At 68.5% G+C, this 21,515-nt stretch carries 20 protein-coding genes and 4 pseudogenes; 10 read left to right on the top strand and 14 right to left on the bottom strand.

Features of this window, described 5'->3' with window-relative positions; translation table 11 throughout:
• Nucleotides 1-23: 23 nt before the first annotated feature.
• The 4 genes from ACVW19_RS03960 to ACVW19_RS03945 form a co-directional block, all read right to left on the bottom strand.
• Nucleotides 24-689 carry a hypothetical protein gene (locus ACVW19_RS03960; RefSeq protein ID WP_457456594.1) on the bottom strand — a complete coding sequence of 222 codons (666 nt, stop codon included), beginning with the start codon at nucleotides 687-689 and terminating at the stop codon, nucleotides 24-26.
• The gene (locus ACVW19_RS03955) at nucleotides 686-1,150 is read right to left on the bottom strand and encodes a DUF2199 domain-containing protein (RefSeq protein WP_457456964.1); all 465 of its coding nucleotides are present in this window, start codon (nucleotides 1,148-1,150) and stop codon (nucleotides 686-688) included. The genes ACVW19_RS03960 and ACVW19_RS03955 overlap by 4 nt, the downstream gene beginning before the upstream one ends.
• Nucleotides 1,151-1,331: 181 nt before the next feature.
• Nucleotides 1,332-2,330, bottom strand: coding sequence for a hypothetical protein (locus ACVW19_RS03950; protein ID WP_457456592.1), 999 nt, complete (start codon nucleotides 2,328-2,330; stop codon nucleotides 1,332-1,334).
• Between the two features lie 314 nt (nucleotides 2,331-2,644).
• Nucleotides 2,645-3,379: a dienelactone hydrolase family protein gene (locus ACVW19_RS03945; RefSeq protein WP_457456590.1), complete on the bottom strand. Its 735-nt coding sequence runs from the start codon at nucleotides 3,377-3,379 to the stop codon at nucleotides 2,645-2,647.
• A gap of 358 nt (nucleotides 3,380-3,737) precedes the next feature.
• Here ACVW19_RS03945 and ACVW19_RS03940 point away from each other — a divergent pair.
• Nucleotides 3,738-4,343, top strand: a pseudogene (locus ACVW19_RS03940) (transposase family protein); the annotation flags it as partial.
• Nucleotides 4,344-4,372: 29 nt separating this feature from the next.
• Here the strand turns inward: ACVW19_RS03940 and ACVW19_RS03935 are convergent.
• A pseudogene (locus tag ACVW19_RS03935) lies at nucleotides 4,373-4,516 on the bottom strand (IS5/IS1182 family transposase); the annotation flags it as partial.
• Nucleotides 4,517-4,584: 68 nt separating this feature from the next.
• Between ACVW19_RS03935 and ACVW19_RS03930 the strand changes: the two are divergent.
• Both ACVW19_RS03930 and ACVW19_RS03925 read left to right on the top strand, forming a co-directional pair.
• Nucleotides 4,585-5,031 carry a hypothetical protein gene (locus ACVW19_RS03930; protein WP_457456588.1) on the top strand — a complete coding sequence of 149 codons (447 nt, stop codon included), beginning with the start codon at nucleotides 4,585-4,587 and terminating at the stop codon, nucleotides 5,029-5,031.
• A 138-nt stretch (nucleotides 5,032-5,169) separates the two neighbouring features.
• Nucleotides 5,170-5,355, top strand: coding sequence for a hypothetical protein (locus ACVW19_RS03925; protein WP_457456586.1), 186 nt, complete (start codon nucleotides 5,170-5,172; stop codon nucleotides 5,353-5,355).
• A 71-nt stretch (nucleotides 5,356-5,426) separates the two neighbouring features.
• Here ACVW19_RS03925 and ACVW19_RS03920 read toward each other — a convergent pair whose 3' ends face one another.
• The 3 genes from ACVW19_RS03920 to ACVW19_RS03910 all read right to left on the bottom strand — a co-directional run bounded on the left by ACVW19_RS03920 (nucleotide 5,427) and on the right by ACVW19_RS03910 (nucleotide 8,882).
• The gene (locus ACVW19_RS03920) at nucleotides 5,427-5,861 is read right to left on the bottom strand and encodes an SRPBCC family protein (protein WP_457456585.1); all 435 of its coding nucleotides are present in this window, start codon (nucleotides 5,859-5,861) and stop codon (nucleotides 5,427-5,429) included.
• Between the two features lie 193 nt (nucleotides 5,862-6,054).
• Nucleotides 6,055-7,155, bottom strand: a complete 1,101-nt coding sequence (locus ACVW19_RS03915; protein WP_457456584.1) for an ISAs1 family transposase — start codon at nucleotides 7,153-7,155, stop codon at nucleotides 6,055-6,057.
• Nucleotides 7,156-7,532: 377 nt separating this feature from the next.
• Nucleotides 7,533-8,882: an IS30 family transposase gene (locus ACVW19_RS03910; RefSeq protein WP_457455537.1), complete on the bottom strand. Its 1,350-nt coding sequence runs from the start codon at nucleotides 8,880-8,882 to the stop codon at nucleotides 7,533-7,535.
• Nucleotides 8,883-8,951: 69 nt separating this feature from the next.
• Between ACVW19_RS03910 and ACVW19_RS03905 the strand changes: the two genes are divergently transcribed.
• Nucleotides 8,952-9,281 carry a contact-dependent growth inhibition system immunity protein gene (locus tag ACVW19_RS03905; protein WP_457456582.1) on the top strand — a complete coding sequence of 110 codons (330 nt, stop codon included), beginning with the start codon at nucleotides 8,952-8,954 and terminating at the stop codon, nucleotides 9,279-9,281.
• Between the two features lie 508 nt (nucleotides 9,282-9,789).
• Here the strand turns inward: ACVW19_RS03905 and ACVW19_RS03900 are convergent.
• Entirely contained in the window at nucleotides 9,790-10,884 is a 1,095-nt protein-coding gene (locus ACVW19_RS03900) for a hypothetical protein (protein ID WP_457456580.1), read from the bottom strand.
• Nucleotides 10,881-12,548, bottom strand: a complete 1,668-nt coding sequence (locus tag ACVW19_RS03895) for a M48 family metallopeptidase (RefSeq protein WP_457456578.1) — start codon at nucleotides 12,546-12,548, stop codon at nucleotides 10,881-10,883. The genes ACVW19_RS03900 and ACVW19_RS03895 overlap by 4 nt, the downstream gene beginning before the upstream one ends.
• A gap of 206 nt (nucleotides 12,549-12,754) precedes the next feature.
• Here ACVW19_RS03895 and ACVW19_RS03890 point away from each other — a divergent pair, with 206 nt between their 5' ends.
• Nucleotides 12,755-12,889 carry a hypothetical protein gene (locus ACVW19_RS03890; RefSeq protein ID WP_457456576.1) on the top strand — a complete coding sequence of 45 codons (135 nt, stop codon included), beginning with the start codon at nucleotides 12,755-12,757 and terminating at the stop codon, nucleotides 12,887-12,889.
• Between the two features lie 37 nt (nucleotides 12,890-12,926).
• Here the strand turns inward: ACVW19_RS03890 and ACVW19_RS03885 are convergent, their stop codons facing one another.
• A complete protein-coding gene (locus tag ACVW19_RS03885; protein WP_457456575.1) occupies nucleotides 12,927-13,436 on the bottom strand; it encodes a transposase family protein in 510 nt (169 codons plus the stop codon).
• Here ACVW19_RS03885 and ACVW19_RS03880 point away from each other — a divergent pair.
• Nucleotides 13,430-13,633 carry a hypothetical protein gene (locus ACVW19_RS03880; protein WP_457456989.1) on the top strand — a complete coding sequence of 68 codons (204 nt, stop codon included), beginning with the start codon at nucleotides 13,430-13,432 and terminating at the stop codon, nucleotides 13,631-13,633. The genes ACVW19_RS03885 and ACVW19_RS03880 overlap by 7 nt on opposite strands.
• Before the next feature lie 9 nt (nucleotides 13,634-13,642).
• Here ACVW19_RS03880 and ACVW19_RS03875 read toward each other — a convergent pair.
• Nucleotides 13,643-14,828: pseudogene (locus tag ACVW19_RS03875) on the bottom strand (IS3 family transposase).
• Between ACVW19_RS03875 and ACVW19_RS03870 the strand changes: the two are divergent.
• The 3 genes and pseudogenes from ACVW19_RS03870 (at nucleotide 14,721) to ACVW19_RS03860 (ending at nucleotide 18,995) form a co-directional block, all read left to right on the top strand.
• A complete protein-coding gene (locus ACVW19_RS03870; RefSeq protein WP_457456573.1) occupies nucleotides 14,721-16,871 on the top strand; it encodes an RHS repeat-associated core domain-containing protein in 2,151 nt (716 codons plus the stop codon). The pseudogene ACVW19_RS03875 and the gene ACVW19_RS03870 overlap by 108 nt on opposite strands.
• Nucleotides 16,872-16,876: 5 nt before the next feature.
• Complete coding sequence (locus tag ACVW19_RS03865; protein ID WP_457456571.1) at nucleotides 16,877-17,347, top strand: hypothetical protein; 471 nt, start codon at nucleotides 16,877-16,879, stop codon at nucleotides 17,345-17,347.
• Nucleotides 17,348-17,479: 132 nt separating this feature from the next.
• Nucleotides 17,480-18,995, top strand: a pseudogene (locus ACVW19_RS03860) (ISL3 family transposase).
• Between the two features lie 12 nt (nucleotides 18,996-19,007).
• Here the strand turns inward: ACVW19_RS03860 and ACVW19_RS03855 are convergent.
• Entirely contained in the window at nucleotides 19,008-19,265 is a 258-nt protein-coding gene (locus tag ACVW19_RS03855) for a transposase (RefSeq protein WP_457456569.1), read from the bottom strand.
• Nucleotides 19,266-19,364: 99 nt separating this feature from the next.
• Between ACVW19_RS03855 and ACVW19_RS03850 the strand changes: the two genes are divergently transcribed.
• Nucleotides 19,365-20,164, top strand: a protein-coding gene (locus ACVW19_RS03850) for an IS5 family transposase (RefSeq protein WP_457456963.1) whose coding sequence is annotated in 2 segments (ribosomal slippage) — nucleotides 19,365-19,700 and nucleotides 19,703-20,164 — 798 coding nt in all. Because the reading frame shifts where the segments join, the coding sequence is not laid out codon by codon here.
• Between the two features lie 9 nt (nucleotides 20,165-20,173).
• Here the strand turns inward: ACVW19_RS03850 and ACVW19_RS03845 are convergent.
• Nucleotides 20,174-20,797, bottom strand: a complete 624-nt coding sequence (locus ACVW19_RS03845; protein WP_457456567.1) for an Lsr2 family DNA-binding protein — start codon at nucleotides 20,795-20,797, stop codon at nucleotides 20,174-20,176.
• Between the last annotated feature and the right edge of the window lie 718 nt (nucleotides 20,798-21,515).

The raw sequence follows: 21,515 nt of genomic DNA, 5'->3' as shown, positions 1-21,515 counted from the left end.
GGCCAGCAGGCCCTGGGACTGCGTCAGCCGCCGCGAAGGCCCCACTCGTCGAGGCCGCCGTACACGTGAGCTTCAAGGCATCGAGGTGCGTCAAGGCCGACGGCCTCACCGCGGTAGATGGCGATGAGCGAGTTCTGACCGCGCCACCAGGTGTCGGTGATGCCCTGTACTTCAGGTATCGGCTCGTACCCGTTCAGATCCAGGGACTCGACAGCACTTCCGGTGATCTTTGTGACTGTCTTTGCCCAGCGTCCCGCGTGAAAGGCCAGCGCCAACGATTCCACCCATCCGTCTGTGCCGGCATGCAAGGGTGTCCAGCGGTAGGCATCGATCCCGAACTCACCTTCAGGCCCGATCATGAATCCGTAGGCCATGGACACCCGGCAGCCCCCAGCCGGGAACGACCAGCCTTCCGCGGCCGAGCCCTCGGGACAGCCGACGGCCAGGATGCGCGGGCCGCCCTCGTAGAACGGGGCCGGCGGCAGGGCGAGGCCGCCCCAGCGGTCCTGGAAGGCCGAGGCCCGGTCGATCTCCGCAGCGGGGATCCCGTGCCCGAGCCATGCATCGCGGTGGTGCCGGATGCCCTGCCGGGGAACACGGATGCCGTGCACCTCGACGAAATTCCGGGCTCTGCGGCTCAGGCCACTTGGTGCGACGGGGACCGGCGATACGGAGGTGCCTGCCTTCACCGCTGCTCGCTGCCGTCGGAGTGGAGCACGGCCGCGGCGATCTCCCGCACGCGGTCCAGGGTGATTCCCGTGCGCTGCTCGACCGCGAGGGGATGGTCGGTGGGCTCGAGCTCGACGTAGGGTCGCTCGCCGACCGGGCGGGTGTGGACATGGGTCTTCAGGTTGAGGGTCGTGGGCGAATAGGCCTGCAGCTCGGTGGTGAGCCAGCCGAAGTGCGGCTTCTCGGACTCGCGGCCAGGGGTGTCCCACAGGTCCGCGGCGCGGGAGAAGTTCTCACGGCTGAGCGAGACCCAGACTCCCCAGGAGAACACCTCGTCGCTGCCGATGACCGGTATCTCGATCAAACCCTTGACGAAGTAGTGCTGCCCGCGCACCACGCACTGGTCGGACGAGAGCAGGCAGTCGTCGGCGCCGGCGAAGGCCGGATCCCACACCGCCGGGGCCTCGGCCGTGTAGTTCATCGGCAGCTCGTGGTGGTGCGCACCGCAGCAAGAGCAGGTGAATCCGTGATCACTGGTCATGCCGCCGAGCCTAGTGACGGGTTCGATGCCACCGCGGCCGGGAGCCCAGCAGCGCGATGAGGACATTGCGTGGCTCGTGACGGGCCGACAAGAACGCTCAGGGGCCGTCCACAGCGCTCAGTCACAGGAGGGAGCGTCCATCAGGCTTTCCGGGCGCGGCGGGTGAGGACGGCAGCGGAGCGCGCGACCAGCGGACGGGGTTGCCGTCGGGGCCGTCGGTGAGCCAGGAACCGTCGCCCAGGGGCACCAGTTCGTACGGGTTGGCCGTCTCGACGGCGACCTCGCCGCTGAGCGTGCCCGTGCGTACGTCGATCAGGTGGTGGCGGAACCACTCCTCCTCGTCCTGGCCCTCACCGCCCAGGGTGACGACGGCCAGGTCCGGTGTCAGGTAGCCGCCGCTCCATTCGACGAAGGTCTCCTCCGGGTCGAACCCGAAGGCTTCGACGGGCAGGGTGAAGAGTACGTCCCCGCTGGGATGGCGGTGGAAGGCGACGTCCGCCTGCCCGTGGTCGACGGTCATGAACTGCTGCCCGTCCGGCGCCAGGTCGATCAGGCAGCGATCCCGCCACGGGTACGTCACGAACTCCGCCTCGCCGTCGGCCCCGGCCGTACCCCGAAGAATGACGGAGCCGTCCTGACCCTCACCGATGTCGAGGTAGATGCTGCCGTCCACGGGGTGCACGTGGTGGCCGGCGCCGTGCCCGACGGCCTCCAGCTCACGGCGGGCGAGGACCGCCCCGCTGCCGGCGTCGTGCACGACCCACTGGTCTTTGCCCCCGCGTCCCGCCATCACGTCCGGCCGGTAGACCCACACGGTCCGGCCGTCCGCGGACAGCGCACAGCCGGGCCGGTGGCCATGAGGCCGGTCGGAATGCGGCTCGAAGTTCGATGCCCACACCGGGGCACCGGCGCGCGTGAGGCAGACGACGCCGTTCAGCGTCGTATACACGACTCGCTCCAGATCGGGCCGGACTGCCGATTGCACGACCTCGTCGCCGGGCCGCGGCCGGAACACCGCGGCGGGCTCCAGCGCCCCGAGAACGCCGGAGTCCACCACGTAGGCGTAGATCCACCCGTCGCGGTGGCGTGTGATCATCCTCGGTTGCCGTGCAGGAATCATCCGCCGAGGCTAACGCGCGGTCCAGGCCGGCTGAGATTCGGGATCGGCGGGCGCGATGCCTTCCAAGGCGACCGCCTCCGACGGAAAGGGCCGATCCGGTGTCCTGTCGCACTGCGGCTGTCAGATGGTGGGCCGCTGACGAGCCGGGATGCCAGGTCGTTTGCGACCGCGGAGGATCGGGGTTCGCAAGCGACCTGGCTTTCACGGAAGTCTCGTTCGCGATAGAAGCGGGCCACGGCCATGGAGACCTCGGTGTGGCCCGCCATGCCGCCTGCTGTCGCGGCCGTTTCAGGCTTGATTTCCGGGCTGGAGCCTCAGCTGTTGGCCAGGATGCGGTCCAGGAGGGGGAGCAGGCTATCCCAGTGGCGCTTCAGCCCGGAGGCGCTGAAAGCGTCGGTGTCGGACATGGTGAAGCCGTGGACGGTGCCGGGGTAGATCTCGGAGGTGTAGCCGACACCTGCGGCGTCCAGGGCCTGGTTGAGCTCGCCGAGGGCCTCGGGTGTCATGTCGCCTTCGGCGTGGCCGAGGTGGACCTGGGCGGTGAGCCGGGAGAAGAGGTTGGCCCCATCGACGCCCACGGGGCCGTGGAATGCGGCGACGGCGGCCACTTGGCCGGGGTGGGCCGCGGCGGTGCGCATCGCCAGGAGGCCGCCTATGCAGTAGCCGGTCACCGCGACCGGTCCGGCGCCGACCTCGGGCTGGGTGGTGAGGAACCTGAGGTAGGCGTCGGCGTCGCGCAGGACACGTTCGGCGGTGTGCGCCTCGATCAGGGGCATCAACTGGGCCATGACCTGGGGCCGGACCTCTTCTCCGATGTACTCGGGAAGCTCGACCAGTGGTGCCGGGCCGTGCCGGTAGAAGAGGTTGGGGACGAGCACGTAGTAGCCGTGCCCGGCCAGTTCGCGGGCCATCTCCCGCAGCACGGGCCGGATGCCGAAGCCGTCCGCGTACATCAGCACCCCTGGGTGCCGCTCGCCGTGGTCGGGAAAGGCGGCGAAGGCGTCGGCCTGGCCGTCCATGGTGGGAATCCGCAGCGTCTTGGTGGGCATGAATGCTCCTGTCGTGGTTGATGCGCAGAGCCTGTGATCAACACGACGGAGGCGGAGCCCGCGCAGCAGCGCAAGAGCCTCGATCAAACAGCGGGCCCGCACCGGCCCGTACGGCGCTCAGAAGAGCCCCGGGTCACCGATCCGTGTGTGGCGCAAGGCCGTCCCGGTATTCATAGCCGCACAGCGTAGCCCACCGGATATGAGCCGACGCCAGCACTCCAGCCCGAGCGGATGCCTCGATTGGATGAGAACCGACACGCGCCGCATGCGACACACTGAACCTCTTTCATCCTGTGCTGGCGGGTGAAATGGGCTGGTCAGCGGGCGTGGTGACGAGGCAGGGCCCCTCGTCGTCGGCGTGGTGATTCCACTCAGCACACCGGCGACCGAAGGGGCCCTGTTGGTTCCGTATCCTGCCACGCTCGACGTCCCGCATGAGCTCGTCGAGCATGGTGCCTGGCTGCTGTACGAGCACCGCCGCGCACGCAACACCCGCCGGCGGACGCTCGGCTGCTTCGACCAGGCACTGCTCACGCTGGTCCACCTGCGCAAGAACGAGACGTTCGCCCGGCTCGGCGCCGGGTTCGCGATATCGCAGGCCACCGCCAGGCGCTCCGTGGACGAGGCCCTGGAAGTGCCGGCTTCCTGGGCCCCAGGCCTCCACGAAGCCCTCACCGGCCTCGGTGAGGGCGAGCACGTCATCGTTGACGGCACACTGATCCCCACCGACCGCGTCCGCGCCGATCAGCCGTACTGCTCGCAGAAACACCAGAAGCACGGCATGAACGCGCAGGTCATCGCCCGCCCGGACGGCACACCCCTGTGGTTCTCCCGCGCGACACCCGGCCGCACACATGACCTGACCTCGGCCCGCGCCCACGGCATCGTCCAGGCCTGCCTGACCCGGCAGATCCTTGTGCCGGCAGACCGCGCCTGCCAGGGCGCCGGCGCCACCTTCCGCTCGAGTGCCCCGCTCACGTCAGTGAACCTCTTTCATCCTGAATAGTCGCAGGTCAGTAGTACGTGGATGGCTTGGACGGTGCGGCTGATGCGGCGGGTGGAGGAGCGTGCTCTGCGCATGATGCGCCAGGACTTGAGTCGGGCGAAGGCGCATCCTCCAGCTGCGCCTCGCCGCGCCGCAGGACCGGGAACGGAAGCACTGGGAACTGATCCCGGGCACCGGTGCAGGCCCGTTGCGCCTCGGGATGTCGCCGGCCGAGGTCGCCCACGCGCTCCAGGAGCCCGCGACACCGGTGGGCGGCCCCTACGCGCAGGAGGACTTCGCCACCGCGGGAGTGAGTGTCTTCTACGACGACGCGGGGCACCTCGCGTGCATCGCGCTCGGCGCGGCCACCGGTCCCCAGACCACTCTCGCCGACGTCCCCTTGGCCGGGCAGGATCCCGAGCAGATGGAGCAGTGGCTTTTGGAAGACTACGCCGCCGAGCACGGGGCAACGATCCTGTTCACCCTCGACGGATCGTTCGCCCTGACCGACCTCGGCCTCCTCATACGGACGCAGCAGATCGGCGACACACGCCTCACGCGGCCGCTGATCGTGATCGAGGACTGGTTCGAGTCGACGTACTACCGCGATCACCTACCGCTGGAGGGCCCCCGACCGCAGGACGGGTACAGCGCGGGGCTCGGGTGACTGGCCGGGCTCACGACAAACACCGGAGCCCCGAAGCCGACCCTGGGAGGTTGCGTCCTGGGAACCCGTACACCACTTCCCTGGACGCAACCCTCAGGACGCAACCATCCGCGCGACACGGTCGTCGCGCTCGCACGCGTGGTGCCGCTCTGGCTCGCGCTCGGGCTGACGGTGTCACAGCCCGTCCACCTCGCCTCGGTGCTGAGCGGTGTCCGCGAGCTCGACCTGGTCGGCTGGGGGCTCACGGCGGTCGGCTTCGCGACCGGCCGAATGCTGCTGCGCATGCAGAACGACGGGTTCGACCTGCCGCCGCTGCGGGACTGAGCGCCCGGCCGGGCGGCGCGTCATCCCCTTCCCCTCATGAAGGCGGGGGGGGGGAAGAAGTCGACTCCGAGTCAGCCCTTCTGCCGCTCCACGAGATCCCTGAAGTGTTCCAGGTCGTCCCGGACCGTCCGCTCGACCGCGTGGACCTGGGCCATTCCCTTCGGACCGCCGAAGGCATCCTGGATGCCCTGTGGGTCGTACTCCATCCTGATATGCACCTGGCTGTGGTCCCTGTCCAGGGACCTGACCGAGAGGGTGCCCTGCAGCTCCGGGCTGCCCTGCGTCTGCCAGGTGATGGTCTGTTCGTCGGAGCGGTCGGAGAGAACGGCCTCGAGCGCCTGCTCACCACGGCCGGTCCGGACATCGAGACGGGCGCGGTCACCGCCGCGTGCAGAAGCGCGCTGTACCCTGTCCATGAACGACGAGTACTCCTCGACGCGGTGCAGCTGGTCCCACACCTTCTGTGCCGGGGCGCTGATGTCGATGTGCTCCTGGAGCCTGCTCATCGTGGACCTCGCCTCCTGGCCCGGCCACCCGGGCCCATGGTCCCTTCCAGGTTGCGCCGTGAGTCGGCCACCTGGCAACCAGACCGGGAAGCGTCCTGCCGATCACGAGCACGGCCGGCCCGTCAGCTCCTTGGCGCGCTCGGCCTTCGGGCAGGGCTGATTCAAAGTCGTGGTGATCACGCTGCGGCGCTGGTCAGCTGATGCCCAGGAGCTCGAGCGGGCGGGCGAAGGGTTCGTAGGACATCTCGCGGAGTCCGGCGGCGATGCTGCGGTGACCGGCGGCACGGAGAGCGTTGATCGCGAGGTTGCGGAGAGTGGCCGTGTTGGCCGGGCCGTGCCCGGTACGGATCTTGGAGGCGTCCTCGGCGAAGGCGGTATCACGGACATGGTGGAGCCGGTTTTCAATAGTCCATTGGGACCGGGCCGGTTGGGCGATCCTCTGCGGGGTGGCTTCGGCCGAGGTCAGATCGGTGATCGCATAGACGGTCTCGCGAGTGCACTTTCCGCTCGCGGTGCCAACGCCGTAGCGCAGGATGCGGGCGGCCTGAACGATGTAGGGAAAGTCCGGGCCCAGACCGGTGACGGTCAGAACCCGGTTGGCGCGGGTCTCACGGCGGCCGTGTCCGGCCTCGCGATCGTAGCGGCGGGCGGTCACCTCCTTCCACGGCAGCGAGCGCAAGGCCGCGAACAGTTCGGGCTGGTTGGCCTTGACCAGCAGCAGGAAGCGCGCCCACTTCTCCTCGACGAGGAAGCGGACATGATCGCGCTGGGTATGTAGGGCGTCGGCGGTCACCACGGTGCCGGTCAGGTCGAACGGGGCGAGCAGAGCGGTGAAACAGGTGATCTCGTTCGTCTCGTCCGGGACGGGCAACTGGGTGATGGTGCGTCCGTCACCGGTCATCGCTGCCAGCAGGTGCACGGCCGGCGCATCGCGGCGACGCGAGCCGCGGGCGGTCTTGCCGTCCACCGCCAGGGTGTCGGCGCCGGCGGGGTCCTGGCCGGTCAGATCGGCCAGACCGCCCGGGCACACCGCGCCGACCACCTGGCGGATCGTGGACAGCGACGGCGCGACACGCACAGCGAGGGCCCCGGTGGTGCGGGCGCCGAGCCGGACCAGGGTTTCCTGCGGGGCCGACCGTGCCCACTGGCCGATCGCGGTCCAGGACCTGGCCCCCGAAGTCACTGCACACGCGGCGACCAGCAGCACTGCCACGAACGGGTGACGCACCCTGCGCCGTCGGCGTGGATCGGGCAGTAAGTACTGCCAGCCGCTCGGCCAGCGACGGCAGTGCACGGTGCTGACGCGAGGGCGACTTGATCAAGCAGACGGTGGCAGACTGACGACACATCGAAGCTCCGGTTGCGGACGGCGACTTGGCAAGGTCATCCGTCTTCAACCGGAGCTTCGATGCTTTCATCGCGGCTTCCGCCCCGACCGTCACACTGCCGTGACCAGGCACCTCGCAAGATCACCACGACTTTGAATCAGCCCTGCACCTGATCCGGCCTGAGAGTGCACAGCGGTCTGGTGAGAATGGAGCGCATGGACCGTCTGCTGCACCTCGACCGCACGCTCGACGACCTGGACCCACCCCGGTGGACGCCTCCTGCCGCTGACGCGACCTGTCTGGTGCGTACAGACCAGGTTCAACCAGTGGATGCAACACCGGCTTATTTCATCGATAGTAGACGGTCGTTGAGGGCTTCGGCGGGTGTCTTCCAACCGAGGCTCTTGCGGGGGCGACTGTTGAGCGTGGCTGCGACCGCCTCGATATCCTCCGCCGCCCATCGAGAAAGGTCGGTTCCCTTCGGGAAGTACTGGCGCAGCAGGCCGTTCGTGTTCTCATTCGTGCCGCGCTGCCAGGGGCTGTGCGGATCGGCGAAGTAGACCGGGACGCCGGTCTCGATCGTGAACTGGGCGTGCGCCGAGAGCTCCTTGCCCCGGTCCCAGGTAAGCGACCGCCATAGTTGCTCGGGCAGGGTGCCGATCGTCGCCGCAAGCGCATCTTTCATCGTCACCGCGCCGTAACCGGCCAACGGCGGCCCGTTCTTGGTACGGGGAACGATGCCGTAGCCGTCCTGGCGGGGCAGGTGGACAAGCACCGTGTACCGGGTCGTGCGCTCGACCAGCGTGCCGATTGCCGATCGTTCAAGTCCGATCAGGAGGTCGCCCTCCCAGTGTCCCGGTACGGCGCGGTCGTCGGCTTCGGCCGGCCGTTCGCTGATCAACACCTCGGGCGTGACGTGGGCCCACGCCTTCCGCTTGGACCGGGCACGAGGCACCCGCAGGGCTCTGCCGGTGCGCAGGCAGGCAACGAGCTCACGCTTGAGCGCTCCACGGCCTTCGATGAACAGGGCCTGGTAGATCGCCTCATGGCTGATCCGCATGGACTCATCATCGGGGAAGTCGACCTTCAGCCGGTTCGCGATCTGCTCCGGACTCCACGCCATGACCCATTTGCGGTCGCCGCGGTGCGGCTTGTTCTTCCCCTTCCACCGCGGGCCCTTCGGCCCCAGTTCTGTCCCGTCCGGCCGGCTGACCTGGCCGGACAGCCTTTCCTGCACGTAGTCCCGCAGCCGGTCGTTCGCGGCCAGCTTCGCTGTCTTCGGGCGCCGGGCCACGAGGTCGGCCTTCCACTGCGCGACCGAAGCCCGGTAGTCCAGCCGGCCGCCACGGGTCGCGGCGTTGCGCCGCAGCTCCCGGGATACCGTCGATGGATCGCGGCCGAGACGTCGCGCGGCCTCCCGGACTCCGATGCCCTGCGCTTTGAGGATCGCGATCTCTTCACGCTCGTGAAAGGACAGGTACCGGCCGGACTGCGGAGCAAGATCCATTGGTGGCATGCCGCCACCGTGACGGAACCACCTGCAACCCGCCGCCTGGGATACGCCAACCGCAGCTGCCGCCTCCTCGGCGAGCAACCCCTTCGCGATCTCCCGCCAGAACTGACGTGCCACTTCCCGCCGAAGCACCGGCGCACCCGGGGACTTCATCGGCGACCGTCCAGTCAACGCCGCCATCCACCCTGCTGGCCTGCCCATCAACACCTCCGAGGACGAGGTGTTGCAACGACCGATTGAATCCGCCCAGTGCACGAGCTGCGGAGTGTGCCCTTGGACGAACTCGGTCCCGCGGATCTGCGCATCCTCATTGCACAGTGGGCGGCACTGCCCTACGTCCTTCCACTCGCCGTGCGCCTGCTGATCGAGGAGCCGCTGCTCGACGCCTGCTTCTACGAGGGCGACCTGCTGCTCGCCGCCGTCAATGCCCCTGCCTCGGCCTGGGCCCTGCTGCCAGAGCTCGGTGCGCGGCTGCGGACCGTCATCACGGCATTGCCGGAGACCGCGGTCGCCGGCCTGCCACGCGGCGCCGCAGAGGAGCTTGCCCGCTTCGTCGGAGAGCCCGCACCGCGTCTTTGAGCTGAAATCGGAAATTCGGGCTACGGCCTGCCCGGCGTCGGAGGCCGCCCTGAAACGCGATGTGACCTGGGAGGTTCCGGCTCTCGTGACATGGTGCCGTCCGCCTTCCTGCAAGTCCCCGTGATGGAGGCTTCTGTGAGACGACGGAACTCAGCTAAGGCGGCCGACGGAGCTCAGTATTCACCGGTTGCCGGTACCACCTGCAGAGGGGGCTCACGGTGCGCAGCGCGTCAAGCAGTAGCGCGCGCCTCTCGCTGCACGGCCGCATCCGGACGTCGCCGGACTCGGCGTGCGATCTCCAGGCCCTTGGGGTAGGGACCGGGGAGCGGGGCGCCGAGGACCGTGTGGCGCTCGGGGACGGCTGCGGGCAGCCCTCCAGCGCTTGCTCGGGGGTGGGCAGGGCGGGGTACGGCCGAACAGCATGGCGGAACTTCGTTTTCCCGGGACGGAGCGGGGGCGGCACTCGGTGAACGATTGAGTGCCGCCCCCCCCCGCATTCCGGCCGTCGTCAGTCCATGGCGGCGACCACCTGCGCCGACGAGTTGCGGATCTTGCAGTAGTAATCCGTCATGTCGGCGCCGCTGCCCCGGTAGCGCCAGGGCAGCGCGTTCACATAACCGTCCACGAGCCGGAACTGCTCGATCGCCATCTCGTCCCGGTCCTGGAGCGAGAGGTAGTACGCCAGCAGGTGGCGCAGTTCCGGCAGCCGCGGATGGGTCGGGTCGGCCGCGGCGGCGTCCGCCAGGCCCGCGTCCACCTGCGCCACCACCTTGGGCGTGCGGTCGGCCTCGGCGTCGTCCGACTCATCGTGCTCGAAGTGGGCGATCAGCGGGAGCACGGTCAGCAGGCTGCCCAGCGGTGCCTTCGCCGAGGCCTGCTCGGCGAACTCCATTGCCAGCTGCTCGGAGCCGCGCCACTTCTTGCACCAGTACTGGAGCGCCCGCCAGTGCCCCTCGTAGTGGTGCGGGGCGCGCGCGGTGATCTCCGTCCACAGCTTGTCCATCTCGGAGTGCGGGTAGCCCAGGCCGAGAGCCACCGAGATCTCCGTGACGTACGGCGTGGGGTCGTCGGGGTTGAGCGCCGCCGCCCGGGCTATCTCGCCGCGGGAGCGGTGCAGCATCCGGTGGAAGCCGGCGAACTGCTCCTCCGTTGTGTAGCTGGCCCGCTTGGCGCCGCGGATCTGCCCGGCGAGGGTGATCGTGCTGCTGGCCCGGACCACGGCGGCGTCCGGGTCATCAGGGTGGGCGGCCTCCCAGGCGAGCAGCCAGGTGTCGTCCTCCACCGCCAGCCCGCCCAGCGCCCCGACGGCCATCGACCGCCGGTCCCAGTTTCGCCCGATGCCCCGCAGCAGCTCGGCCGCCGCGTGCCAGTCGCCGCCGCCCACGCGGCTCAGCGCCGCTTGCCAGCCCGCGGGCAGCGGGCCGGCGTACTCGGTGTTCTGTCGGCCGGCGGGCAGCAGACCGAGCTTCTCGGCCGCCTCGGCGGCGGCGTCCTCGGCATGACTCGGGGAGAAGAACTCCTTGAGGAACACCCAGGCCAGCCACCCGAAGAAGATCAGGGTGGGTACGGCCAGGATTGCCAGGATCCACAGAACTACGGTCATCGTGGACTGTCCGTTTCTCGGTTCGCGGGGTCGGTCGGAGTGGAGGACAGCAAGGCGTGCAGCGGGCCGGTGTCCGGGTGGTCGGCGATGGCGGCTCCCACGGCGGGGCCGATCAGGTCGCTCAGAGCCGCGTCGGACGGCGGCGCCGGTTCTCCCGGCGCGGGCAGCAGCCGCGCGGTCGCCCCCCGCTCCCAGGAGAACTCCCAGTGCAGCCGGCTGCGTGCACTGAACTCGGCCAGCACCATGCGGTGCAGCGACTCGGCCAGGGCCGGCCGCACGAACTCCCGGAAGGCGCGCCCCTTCGCGGCCACCGCCTCGTCGGACAGTGGCAGCCGCCGCGCCAGCTGCCACAATCGGCCGTCGTCGATCAGGTCGAGCAGCGCGGGCAGGGTCGGGCGCGCCTTGGTGTACCGGGCCAGGACCCGGTGCAGGGGGGTGTTGAGGCCCGCGAGCTGGGTGGACATCGAGCCGTTGAGCAGCTCCGGCCAGTCGGCCGTACGCCGGAACCGCCGCACCTCCTCCGTCAGGACCGCGTCCTCCAGGGCCGCCAGGGTCCGTTCGGGGTCGGACAGCAGTCCGAGGGCCGCGCCCCTGCCCTCGTCGGTGCGGTGGTCGGCGGGCAGCGCCTCGATACGGCGGACGCGGTCGGCAATCGGTGGGTGGGAGTCGTACGGTGAGGAGGGCTCGGTCGACAGCTCGGTGCGCAGCCCGGCCAGTTCCAGCTGGCGGGCGCTCAGCAGCCGGCCGAAACCGCCGAACACCTCACCGCGCGGCGGCAGCAGCTCGGCGTCCTCGCCCAGGATGACGTAGTGGTGCATGTAGAAGCCGAACGCGGCGTCCAGCACCGGGATCTCGCGCAGAGCCGAGGCGGTGGCGTCCCTGCCGGCGATCCGGGCGGCCGCGGCGTCGGCGGCGTACTCCTGGCCGCGGGCGCCGGCCAGCGTGGCGCGGAAGTACAGCTTGGCGTACCCGGTGTAGATCCGGGCCATCGCGCGGTACGTGACGCCTGGGTGCCGGGTGTCGACCTCGCTCGTCTTCTTGCCCTTGGCCGCGGCCTTGGCGTTCTTCTCCTCCTGCCGGGCCTGTTCGCGTGCCGCGGTCTTCCCGGCGAGCCTCTCGAAGTGCCCGATGGTGCGCAGGACCTGGGCGCGGCCGCGCACGGTGAGGGCGGCGAGGCGGGTGTCGGCGTTGGAATAGTGGCCTAGTTCGTGCGCGAGGACCGATCTGAGCTGGGCCTCCGTCAGCCCCTGGAGGAGAGGCACGCCGAGGTAGAGGCGGCGCGGGCCGGGCAGCAGGCCGAGCAGGCGGACGTCCTCGGCGACGGCCGCGTTGACGTCCGGCGTCAGCAGGATGCGGGATGGCGCGCGGGTGCCGATCCGGTCGGCCAGCTCCCGCACGATGCGCCACAGCACGGGCTCGTCGGCCTCCGTGACGGGCAGGCCGGGGGCCTCCTCAGCCTTCGGGGTACGCAGCATGAACAGGCTGCGGACCAGCGGAATCGCCAGCAGCGCGGAGACGAGGTACAGCTTCGCCGCGAGGCCCGACGGGACGTACAGATACAGCAGGTAGTCGATGCCAGCAAGCACCGCCAGCAGCAGGACGCCGAGCAGATAGAAGCCGGCGAGCAGCAGGAAAGCGCGCAGCGCGCGCAAGGTCGCGCCCATTGGGCAGGGGCCCCCACGGGATGTCCGGTTGACGAAATCGGGTGCGGCAACACGGGTGCCGCAGCTGATCGCGGCCGGTGTGAGGCGGGCTCACGGACGGTCGTGATCAGTGGTGGTGGGGGGAAAGCGGAGTATCGCCTACCGGGGGGTTAACGCGCAAGGCGCGTCCATGGCAGGCCGGTCGGTGCCGGCCTGCCCGGGGCGGCGTGGCTGGCGCGTGGCGGGCCGGCGGACAGGGCCTGACGACGGCCAGTGGATACATCGAGATGGCGTCCCGCTTCTCCGAGCCGGTCCTGCTCGGTCTCGCGGCGCTCGCCACCCGGGGACGGGCGAAGCGGTAGCCCGGGGACGTTGTCAGTGAGGTTTTCTCAATGAAGATCACCTCCAGCGGTTGGTGAGGACCAAGGCAGCGCGGGCAATATCACCGATCCGTGTGGGGCTGAGGCTGATGCGCTTCACAGTGCGCCAGCGTTCCTTGAGTTCGGCGGCGGTGCGTTCGCCGAGGGCTCGGACGTGTCTGATCAGGGCGTTCGTCATGCGGGTGTCGATGTCCAGAGTCTTCTCCGAGCGGCCCTCGGGGCGGCGAACAGGGACACGGATGCCGATCCCGGCACCGATGTACCCCTTGTCTGTCAGGGTGGGCAGGCCACCGGCGGCGGCCTTGTACAGCGCCGGCAGCACGTGCAGTCGCGCGGCCGTGATGTCCGGTGTGGAGCCCGGCTCCACATCCGAGATCCACAAAGGCGTGCCGTCCGGAGCGGACAGGAACTGAATGTTGCCGCCAGAACTCTTGTGTTTCTGGCTGAACCACAGGTCGTTGCCGTTCTCGCGGACACCGGCGACCCGGTCGCATGCGATCAATGTGCCGTCCAGTACCAGGTGTGTCATGCCCTCGGCGCGGCAACGGTCCAACACCGCAGGAGGTCGGGGGCATCTCCCACTTCGAGTACACGCACTTCGACCTGCTCGCCGCACGTACTCACCCCGATGGTGCCCGCTACGAGTTCGAGCACGACAGCGATCTACGGCTCGCCCAGGTCACCGCTTTCCAAGGGCTTACGTGGGACTGCTGCATGATCGGGTGACAGCGGGGTTTATGCAGCCAGGGCTGCTGGTGGGGTCATGATGGTCTCGTACTCGACGGGGGTCAATCGGGCCAGGCGTTTCTGGCGTCGGCGGCGGTGGTAGGTGCGCTCGATCCAGGTCACGATAGCGATCCGCAGTTCCTGGCGGGTGGTCCAGGTGCGGCGGTCGAGGACGTTCTTCTGCAGCAGCGCGAAGAAGCTCTCCATCGCGGCGTTGTCACCCGCCGCACTGACCCGGCCCATCGAGCCGGTCATGCCGTGACGGAGGAGAGCGGCGACGAACTTCCGTGAGCGGAACTGCCCTGCGAGCCGCGGTCCGAATGCACCACGCATCCGGCCACCTGACCGCGGCGGGCGACGGCGGATTCCAGGGCTTGCACCGCGAGGCCGGACTTCATCGGGGCGTCGATGGAGTAGCCCACGATGCGGCCGGAGTACACGTCCTTGACGGCGCACAGGTACAGCTTGCCTTCGCCGGTGGGGTGTTCGGTGATGTCCGTGAGCCACAGCCGGTTCGGGCTGTCGGCGGTGAAGTTGCGGCGCACCAGGTCGTCGTGGACAGGCGGGCCGGCCTTGGCGTTCTTGCCGTGGCCTTTTCGTTTGCCGAAGGTGCTCCACCAGCCGTTGTCCCGGCAGATCCGCCAGGCGGTCCGCTCGGCCATCGGCTCGCCGGCGGCGCGGGCCTCGTCGAGGAGGAAGCGGTGGCCGAACTCGGGATCGTCGCGGTGAGCGTCGAACAGGGCGTTGGCCCGGTATGCCTCGGCGAGCTCTGTGTCGGTGACCGGTCTGTCCAGCCACCGGTAGTAGGGCTGGCGGGCCAGCCCCAGCACCCGGCACGTCACCGCCACCGGCACCCGATGAGAGGCATCGGTGGCGGCCAGCTCGCGGACGAGCGGGTACATCATTTTGCCGGCAGGTTCGCCTGCGACAGATATGCCGCAGCCCTTCTGAGCACCTCGTTCTCCTGCTCCAGCAGCCGGATCCGTTTGCGGGCCTCGCGCAGCTCGGCCGACTCACCAGATGCCGGTGCGGGCCCGGCGCCCTCGTCGGTGCCGGCGCGGCGCAGCCACTTCGACAGAGTCATCGGGTGGACGCCGAAGCCGGCGGCGATCTGTTCCAATGTGACGCCGGGCTCGCGGTTACGCGCGACCCGCACGACGTCCTCGCGGAACTCCTTCGGATACGGCTTGGGCACTGCAACATCCTTCCAGGCCGCCTCTCAGCAAGCCAGGTCAGGTGTCACCCAACCCTGCAGCAGTCCCCGTGGTCGTACGAGTACGACAAGGCTGGTCGGCTCATCTCCGAGAGTGACTTCGACGGTCGCACCCTCACCTACCGTTATGACGCTGCGGGGCAGCTCACCGCCCGCACCGACGTGCTCGGCGGTGTCATCTCCCACACCTACGACCAACTGGGCCAAGTAGTTCGTAAAGACGTCGCGGGCAAAGTGACCACCTATACGTACGACCGGGCCGGACGCCTGCTGCAGGCAGTCGGACCGGACAGCGAGGTCGCCTATGTGTACGACCGGCGAGGGAGGATCAAGACCGAACTCGTCGACGGCCACGCCATGAACTACGCCTACGACGCCCTGGGGCGACGCATCCGCCGCACCACAGCGACGGGCGCGATCACCAAATACAGGTACGACGACGTCGGCCGCCCCGTCCGGATGACCATCGGCGGCCGCGAGGTCGCCTTCACTCATGACGCGGCTGGCCGGGAACTCGAGCGCGTCTTCGGTGACGCACTCACTCTGACCTCCGCCTGGGACGAGGCTGGCAGGCTCTCCGCACAGCGTCTGACGATCAGCGACCGATCACTCAACCACCGCCGCTACTCCTACCGCTCCGACGGCCATCTCGTCTCCTTGTCCGACGAACTGTCGGGCTCCCGCGCCTTCGCCCTGGACGCGGTCGGCAGAGTCACCACCGTCCACGCACAGGGGTGGACCGAGCAGTACGCCTATGACGCGAGCGGCAACCAGACCGAGGCATCATGGCCGGCTTCTCACCCCTACACCGAAGCCACCGGCCCGCGGACTTACGTCGGCACAACGATCACCCGCGCCGGATCCGTCCGCTTCGAGCACGACGCCCTCGGCCGCATCATCCTGCGGCAGAAGACCCGGCTGTCCCGCAAGCCCGACACCTGGCGCTACGAATGGGACTCCGAGAGCCGCCTCACCTCAGTCATCACCCCGGACGGCACCCGTTGGCGCTACCGCTACGACCCCTTGGGCCGCCGCACCGCCAAGCAGCGCCTCACCGACGACGGCGAGAAAGTTGCTGAGGAAACTCGTTTCACCTGGGACGGCAGCACCCTGTGCGAGCAGACGGTCCACACGCCGGACCTGCCGCACGTGGTGGCCTTCACCTGGGACCACCGTGGATTGGTTCCGCTGTCCCAGACGGAACGTCTCCTTACCGCCGACCTCCGCCAAGAAGAGATCGACCGGCGGTTCTTCGCCATCACCACCGACCTCGTGGGCACGCCGACCGAACTCATCGACGAATCGGGGGAGATCGCCTGGCGTGCCAGAAGTACTCTCTGGGGAGCCACCGCCTGGACTCGCTCCAGTACCGCCTACACTCCCCTGCGCTTCCCCGGCCAGTACTACGACCCTGAGACCGGCCTCCACTACAACCTATTCCGCCACTACGATCCGGGGACCGGCCGTTACGCCTCCCCCGACCCTCTCGGTCTCGGCCCTGCGCCGAATCCGGTCGCCTACGTGCACAATCCGTTCACCGTCTGCGACCCACTCGGCCTGTCGCCTTACTCACGGTTCAAGGGTTTGGGCTGGCTGACCGACAAGCAGCTCGAACGCCCGTCGTTCCGATACCAGCGACTCGTCACCGACCAGAGCTACGAGCAGCAATGGATCCTGCCGGACGGCCGAGAGGTTCATATCGACGGCGGTCCACGGGACGGCTGGGTCACGGAAGCCAAGTGGACCGGCGGCGACAACTACGGAGAGTGGGAAAAATCCCCGTACAATCCTGATTTCGAGTTCTACAACGAGAGTCGGCTCACCACTCAGACCGAGAAGCTGCTCGCCCTCAACGAGGATCTCAAGGGCAAGGGTGTCCGCTATATGGTGTCCAACGAATGGGGCGCCGCGCATGTGAACGAGGTGCTGTCCAAGGCCTTCCCCGAGGCCTACGCCAGCGGACAGCTGAAGGCGTATCACGTGCCGGGCAACGGCATGAGTGGAATGAGTTCATGGCTGCAGTGACCGCAATGTTGGAAGAGCTCCTGGGCCTGGCCCCGCTGACCGCCGAGGGCGCAGCAGGAAAGTTCGCGGCCCAGGAGTGGATCCCCGGGGGCAAGCCCCGCGACGGCGTGGAGACCTCTTGGCGCAAGGACGGCATCCGGGGGTGGATCCAGAAGTTCCGCAGCGGAGCGGTCCGTGTCTCGTTCGCCGTCTGGATCCGCGATGTCGACGAGTCGGGTTACTTCGACGACCTGGACGCCGTCTACGAGCAGGGCGAGCAGGCACTGGCCGCCTTCCTCCCCGAGATCGAGAACTCCCCGCTCGCCGGCCACCTTGACGAGGCTGAGCTGACGACCATGGACCAGGACGAGTTCATCGCGGCCCGTAAGTGGACCCTTCACGGACGGGCTCTGACCGCCGGAGTGGTACAGCAGGACACCGATCTTCCGGTGATGGTCGTGGTCGCACTGGAGGAGCCCGCGTATCCCTCGGCATGACGCAGCGTCGCCGGCGGCCTGAGGTATCGGTCGGGGGTCTGCCAAAACGAGCGGATCTGGATCAAATCCGGTGGTAGCTGAGTGTGAGGGTGCTCGTTGACAAAGCTGCGAGATGCCAACGAGCTTGTGGCTATGGTGTTTTCGGGCCTGCCCCCGCTGGCCGTCGAGAATGTGGTGGACGGGGGCGAGCGGATCTGGGTGCGGGCGCGGACGCCCGAGGGGCCGGTCGCGTGCCCGGACTGCGAGGCCGAGACGGTGAGGGTCCATGGCTACCACGAGCGCACGGTCGCGGATGTCCCAGTCGATGGTCGCCGGGTGGTGGTCCGAGTGCGTGTGCGGCGACTGGTGTGTCCGACCCGAGGTTGCCGTCAGACCTTCCGGGAACAACTGCCGGGAGTGCTCGAACGGTATCGGCGGCGCACGCCCCGGCTGGCATCTCAGATCGGTGTGGTGGTGCGGGAGTCAGCCGGCCGGGCGGCCGTGCGCGTGCTGTCGGTGCTGCCCGTGCGGCTGTCGCGTCACACCGCGCTGCGTCTGCTGCTGCTGCGTCTGCCCCTCCCTCGACCGACAGGTGCCCGAGGTCTTGTGCGTGGACGACTTCGCGCTGCGCCGCCGCCACCGCTACGGCACCGTCCTGATCAACGCCCGGACCCGGGAGCGGATCGACGTGCTGCCCGACCGGGAGGCCGCCACCCTGGAGGCGTGGCTGCGCGATCACCCCGGCGTGAGGGTCGTGTGCCGGGACGGCTCGGCCACATATGCCGAGGCGATCCGCAGAGCCCTACCCGAAGCGGTGCAGGTCGCCGATCGCCGGCACCGTGGAACGGCCTGTGTGAGGCCGTCGATCGCGAGGTCAAGGCGCACAGTTGCTGCTGGGCACCTGTGTTCGGGCAGCAACTGTACGAGGGGCCGCGGGCGCAGAGCACCCTCGAGCGCTGGCATCAGGTCCACGACCTGCTCGAGCGCGGGGTGGGACTGCTCGAGTGCGCCCGCCGTCTGCAGCTGGCCCTGAACACCGTCAAGCGCTACGCCCGCGCCGATCGGCCCGAGCAGATGCTTCGGGTGCCCAGGTACCGGCCCACCCTCGTCGATCCCTACCGCGACCACCTGCGCCGACGCCGCGACGAAGAGCCCGGCGTGCCCGTCAAGCACCTCTTCGAAGAGATCAAGACCCTCGGCTACACCGGCAGCCTCAACCTGCTGCACAAGTACATCGACCAAGGTCGCGTCGAAGCCGACCGCAGCCCCACATCCCCGCGCCGGCTGAGCCGGATCCTGCTCAGCCGCCCCGACCACCTCACCGACACCCAACGGGAACTCGTCGGCAAAGTGGCTGCCAGCTGTCCCGAGAGGAGCATCCTGCTCGAGCACGTCCGCACCTTCGCCGCACTCCTCGCCCCCCCCCCGCGACGACAACGCTCAGCACCTTGCCGACTGGCTCGAGAGCAGTCGTGCCGCCGACCTGCCCCGCCTGCACTCCTTCACCCGCGGCCTGCAGCAGGACCTCGACGCCATCACCGCAGCCCTCACCCGCCCTGACCACAACGGCGGCGCAGAAGGAGTCAACAACAAGACCAAGCTGATCAAGCGTCAGATGTACGGCCGAGCCGGATTCCCTCTCCTGCGTCACCGCATCCTCCTCGGATGACGTCACGCTCAGCTACCACCGGATGTAAGCCGGATCCGAACGTTCTACAGTCCCGCCGTCCAGCGCGTAGCGGCGGAAGCGGGTGTGGACCGTCTGCCACGGTCCGTGGCGTTGGGGCGGGTCACGCCACGAGATACCGGTGCGGATCTTGTAGACCATGCCGTTGATGACCCGTCGGTCCTCCACGCGAGGCCGGCCTGTGGCGGCCCGCGGTATCAGGGGAGCGGGCAACTCCCACTCATGTTCAGTGAGTTCGTGGCGGCGTATCACGCCACCATGATTCACCAGCTAACGATCTTTGAAGACGGGCCCTAAAAGATCTTTAGAGGTCATCTCATTTGGCTCGGTAGGCTGTCGGCCGTGGCAGGGATCGTTGAGCGGCTGGTGCCGGATGAGTTGTGGGAGCTGTTCCAGCGCGTGGTGCCGGAGGCACCGACGCGGCCCCAGGGCGGCGGTCGGCGCCGGCACGGCGACCGCGAGGTGCTGGCCGCGATCGTGTTCGTCGCGACCTCCGGCTGCACGTGGCAGCAGCTGCCGGCAGAGTCGTTCGGGCCGTCCGGCGCCACGGCGCACCGCCGGTTCACCGAGTGGACCAAGGCCCGGGTCTGGGCCAAACTGCACCGCCTGGTCCTGGACGAACTCGGAGCCCGCGGCGAGCTGGACTGGTCACGGTGCGCGATCGACTCGGTGAACATGCGGGCCCTGAAAAGGGGGAGCTGACGGGTCCGAATCCTGTCGATCGGGGCAAGTACGGGTCGAAGATCCATCTGATCACGGAGCGGACCGGTCTGCCCATCTCCGTGGGGATCTCCGGCGCCAACGTCCACGACAGCCAGGCCCTGATCCCGCTGGTGCAGGGCATCCCGCCGATCCGCTCCCGGCGGGGACCCCGCCGGCGCAAGCCGGGAAAGCTGCACGCCGACAAGGGATACGACTACCGCCACCTGCGGCGATGGCTCCGCGGACGCGGCATCACCCATCGCATCGCCCGGAAAGGCATCGAGACCTCGCAGCGGCTGGGACGGCACCGCTGGACCATCGAACGCACCATGGCCTGGCTGGCCGGCTGCCGCCGTCTGCACCGCCGGTATGAGCGTAAGGCCGAGCACTTCCTGGCCTTCACCAGCATCGCCTGCACCCTGATCTGCTACCGCCGACTCGCCAATTGAGATGACTTCTTAAGGGCGGTGGGCGTGTTCCCAGGCTTCGCGGACTGTGGGAGGGATTCGTCCCCGGAGCGGTACGTCGTATCCGTTGTCGCGTGCCCAGGCGCGGATCGCTGCGGTGTCGACGGGCTGGACGTCGCTGGGGGGTTCTGGTTTCCACAGGGTGGGATGTGAGGGGGTGAAGCGGGCGGGGGCGCCGAGGAGGCCGTGGGGGAACTGGGGGACGGAGGTCTGCCCGCTGAGGGCGGAGATGAGGAAGCCGGTGAGGGGTCCGTCGTAGGTGAACCAGCGGGGGCCGGGGGCTTCGTTGACCGCGATGCGCCAGAGGTCGGGGTCGGTTACTGGATGGGTGATCCAGAAGAGGTATTCGCCGTTGTCGGTGGAGCCGCAGGCGAAGAGCTTGTCGGGATCGTAGGGGACGGGGTGGGTGCCTTGGTCGTGGTCCTTGCGCAGCTGGGCGCGGATCCGGCCGGGCATGGGACCGGTGAGGTTGACGAACTCGGTCACGCCGTTCGGGTGGAAGAGATGGAGGTAGTCGTTGAAGGTTCCGGGCCCGTAGCGGTCGGCGAGCTGCTTGTAGTCCTGTGGCAGTGACATGTCGAGGCTGGCTTCGACCGTGTCCCAGCGGGTGCTCATGGCCTGGCCGGGTGGCGGGCAGATCCGGGTGAGAGCGGTGAGGTCGGTTATGGGATCCCTAAGCGGCGTCGGTTCTGCTGTGCTGCGTGGTCAGGGTTGGCGAAGTCAGTGTCGAGATGGAATCCGTTGGAGCCGTCTGCCTGCATGTGGATACGTGATGGTACGGAGTTTTTGAGCAGCCCCGGGTTCGGTAGAGATCTCAGGTTGTGGTTGTGACCTGGAGTTTCGCGGATCCCTGCAGTGGTCGGCCTCGTACTCGACGGGCGGGACGTGGCCTGTCTCACCGTGGAGTCGGCGGTGGCAGTGCCAGTCGATCTCGGGTATTCCGACTACTCGCGAGTCCATGCCGGGATGGTCGCAGCCCACTGAAGCGGTCCACAAGAAACGTTGACGATCTTTTGAAGAATCGGAGATCCGCTGGGAGGCGGCCTCGCGGGCACACGCTCGAGTAACTGGGCGGGCCGGCGGGAGATCAGCGGCTTGTCGCCTGTGGTCTGGGCCAGACGTTCAGCAAGTTGGAAAGGGCTCACGGCCATGCCCTCGAGGTGCAGGTGGTTATTGGTCACCATAATGTGGCACTTGGATTGTTTTCCGGGGGTTTCCTATCCACTGTCGGGAGGGTCGGCGGTATTTCCCGTCGCCGTAAGAGTCACCGCACCTTCGGGAGACAGGATGGCCACACAGCGTGCATCCCCTCGCCCCGCCTCGGTTTACGCAC

Source organism: Streptomyces sp. TE5632 (assembly GCF_054061295.1).
This window is presented reverse-complemented; position numbering and strand designations above follow the sequence as displayed.

What these genes read in the sequence shown, in the direction of transcription:
- ACVW19_RS03900 (WP_457456580.1), bottom strand. Translation starts at nt 10,884, where the DNA reads ATGACCGTAGTTCTGTGGATCCTGGCAATCCTGGCCGTACCCACCCTG.
- ACVW19_RS03865 (WP_457456571.1), top strand. Translation starts at nt 16,877, where the DNA reads ATGTTGGAAGAGCTCCTGGGCCTGGCCCCGCTGACCGCCGAGGGCGCA.
- ACVW19_RS03920 (WP_457456585.1), bottom strand. Translation starts at nt 5,861, where the DNA reads ATGAGCAGGCTCCAGGAGCACATCGACATCAGCGCCCCGGCACAGAAG.
- ACVW19_RS03910 (WP_457455537.1), bottom strand. Translation starts at nt 8,882, where the DNA reads ATGGCGGCGTTGACTGGACGGTCGCCGATGAAGTCCCCGGGTGCGCCG.
- ACVW19_RS03885 (WP_457456575.1), bottom strand. Translation starts at nt 13,436, where the DNA reads ATGACACACCTGGTACTGGACGGCACATTGATCGCATGCGACCGGGTC.
- ACVW19_RS03930 (WP_457456588.1), top strand. Translation starts at nt 4,585, where the DNA reads ATGTCGCCGGCCGAGGTCGCCCACGCGCTCCAGGAGCCCGCGACACCG.
- ACVW19_RS03945 (WP_457456590.1), bottom strand. Translation starts at nt 3,379, where the DNA reads ATGCCCACCAAGACGCTGCGGATTCCCACCATGGACGGCCAGGCCGAC.
- ACVW19_RS03950 (WP_457456592.1), bottom strand. Translation starts at nt 2,330, where the DNA reads ATGATTCCTGCACGGCAACCGAGGATGATCACACGCCACCGCGACGGG.
- ACVW19_RS03845 (WP_457456567.1), bottom strand. Translation starts at nt 20,797, where the DNA reads ATGAGCACCCGCTGGGACACGGTCGAAGCCAGCCTCGACATGTCACTG.
- ACVW19_RS03895 (WP_457456578.1), bottom strand. Translation starts at nt 12,548, where the DNA reads ATGGGCGCGACCTTGCGCGCGCTGCGCGCTTTCCTGCTGCTCGCCGGC.
- ACVW19_RS03955 (WP_457456964.1), bottom strand. Translation starts at nt 1,150, where the DNA reads ATGAACTACACGGCCGAGGCCCCGGCGGTGTGGGATCCGGCCTTCGCC.